General features: G+C 66.7%; 2 protein-coding genes and 1 pseudogene. All 3 read right to left on the minus strand.

The genetic code is table 11. From position 1 onward, the window contains the following. Positions 1 to 548: pseudogene (locus tag ACXJKR_RS29650) on the minus strand (LPD7 domain-containing protein); the annotation flags it as partial. A 25-nt stretch (positions 549 to 573) separates the two neighbouring features. Then, complete coding sequence (locus ACXJKR_RS29655; protein ID WP_457325895.1) at positions 574 to 1,224, minus strand: OmpA family protein; 651 nt, start codon at positions 1,222 to 1,224, stop codon at positions 574 to 576. Between the two features lie 12 nt (positions 1,225 to 1,236). Then, positions 1,237 to 2,525 (minus strand): type IV secretory system conjugative DNA transfer family protein (locus tag ACXJKR_RS29660; RefSeq protein WP_457325897.1); only part of this gene is annotated, 1,289 nt, incomplete at its 5' end.

A 2,525-nucleotide genomic window follows, 5' to 3' on the forward strand; every position in this document is an offset into this window, starting at 1 on the left:
CGATATTCGGTGTGCCCGATAGCGCGATCTCCCAGGACGACAGGGGCGCGCTTGATGATGTAGCGCTCCTTCAGGGCCGCTTCAAGGCGCTCGACGAGGGCCGTGCGATCGGCCTCGGCGTCGACCTGTGCGACTGCGCGGGCGTTGGCCGGAGCGGGCTGTGTCGCCGTGTCCTTTGCGGCGCGGTCCTGCTTGCTGTCGCCTGCTTCCTGCGGCTCGTCCGGGACGAAGTCGAGCGGGCGTTGTGGGCTGGGGGGAAATTGGCCGCCGCGCTTCCATTGGTCGCCATCCTTTTCGACGACGGTGCGCGACCCATCGGCGGCAATCGCAGTGAATCGGCGGCCGCCGAGTTCATCGGCCTTCGCGATGGCCTCGCCGAGCTTGTCGGTTCGGTAGGTGACGTCCGCGAACGGGTCGCGCAGCTCGTAGCGCTCGGCCGGTGTGTCGTGGGGCGTCTGGAATCGCGCCTTCGCGACGGCTGCGCGGTTGGCGGGCTCAACGGAGCCGCCGTTGGCCGTGGCTGCCGGGCTGGAGGAAGCTGTCGCCATGATGGACTCCGTTGGGATGTGTGGGTCAACGTGTGGGCGCGCCGGCGTCCAGGGACACGGGAAGCGCGCGGTAGATCTCGATCTCCACGCGGCGATTCATTGCGCGGCCGGAGGCCTCGGCGTTGTCCGCCATGTGGTCGCCAACGGGCTGGTAGGTCGAACGGATGTGTGCCGGATCCACTCCGGCGGAGATCAGGAAGTCGCGCACGGCGGCGGCCCGCTCACGTGCTATCCGGCTCTCTGCGGGCGTCTCGGCGGCGCCATCGGTGCGGCCGCGGAGGGCGATGAGGGGGGCCGCTCTGGCCTCGTCGATCAATGGCGTCGCCTGGTGGGCAGGAATGTCCACGCGGGTTGAGCCATGGCCGAAGCGGATGGTGAAGACGGAGTTGGCCTGGCCTCTGGCTTCCTGAAAACGCTGCAGGTCAACCAGTGCTTGTTGGTGTGCCGCCAACCTCGACAAGGTGGCAGCATTGTTCTCAGCCAGCCTCTCGGATTCGATGGCAAGCAGGCGTGCGTTTTGCAGCTCATGCTTGCAGCCCTGCAGCTCGACCACCGTCGCGGAGTTCGCCGGCCGCTTCAGGGACTCGTCGACCGTGGGTGGCTTCGGCGGCGAAGTGCAAGAAGCCAGCAACATCAGCCACAGCATGAATGGTGTGAGGAGGACGAACGCTCGCATGGTGCGCTCCTTTCAGTGGTGGGCAGGTTCGGAGGCATGGGCCTCGACTTCGCGGTCATGGACCTGTTCGGCGATCAGGACGCCGTCCTCATCCGCGGCGGGTTCGACGATGCCGCCCGCTGCGGCCACGGCTGGGTCTGCGGCGGCGAAGAAGTCCAGCAACGTCTCGGCGATCCTGTCGGCATCGCCGGTGAGGTCGGCGGGCAGCAGGCTCAGGTCGTGGGCGAGTGCGTGGATGTCGATGTCCTCGTGAGGTGCGAGCTCATCGTCGGCGTAGCGCCAGCGCTCCTGGACCCGAGCCAGGTGGAGGTCGATGTCCATCTGCGGCACAGCTGGCGCTGGCACCAGCCGAGAACGGAACGCCTTGTCCTTGTAGTAGCGGATCTTGTCGCCGAGGATGGGCTTGCAATTCTCCAGGACGACGACCAGGCGTTCGCGCCCCAGCTCCTTGAATTCCTGAGGCAGGAGCAAGGCGCGGCGTTGCTCGCTCTCGTTGCGGCTCACCGACGAGCTGCCGTGATGGCTGAACGAGCGGCTGCGGCCACGCGACGTGGCCCGCTCCGTGAAGTGGCCGAGCATGGCGCTGTACTCGTCGGCATCGCGTTGTTCCCGCGGTGCGAACAGGATCTGCAGGCCATGGTTCGTCGCAAAGGTCCTCGCTTCCTTGTCGCCGTAGACCGCATCGAGTTGCGACATTGCCTGGACGACGGTCAGCAGCCTCAGGTTGTAGCCGGCGAGGAAGGCCGCGGCGTTGGTGATGCTCGATACACGCCCCATCGCTGTGAACTCGTCGTTGACGATGAGGCATTGGTAGCGCAGCGTCGGGTCCTGCTCCGGCAGGTGCTGCGTGTTGAGGTTGACGAGCTGTGAGAAGAACAGGTTCAGCAGCGGCCGGGCGCTGGCCAGCCTGCTCGGCGGGATACGGACGTAGACCGACATCCGGCGGCGGCAGACGTCTTCGAGCCGGAAGTCGTCCGCGCTCGTGGCGGCGTCGACGATCGCGTCTGCAAAGATCGTCAGCGGCGCGACGAAGGTCGCCACGATGCTGGACATGGTGTTGTCGGAGTTCGAGAGTAGCCGCTGCAGCGCATCCACGCACTCGTCGGACAGCGGCCGGCCTTGCTCGATGCGCTGGGCAATCTCGCCGGCCAGGTGCTCCCGAAGCGTCCTGCCTCGACCGGAGGACTGCCTGAGCATCTCCCCGATGGTGCGGGGCAGCCTGGGGGACTCCAGCAGCAGAAGCCCCAGGCCCATGAAGAGGTTGCGCGCCTGATCGTTGAAGAACGCTTCCGACGAGGTGC

The sequence above is a fragment of the Roseateles sp. P5_E11 genome (assembly GCF_054049355.1).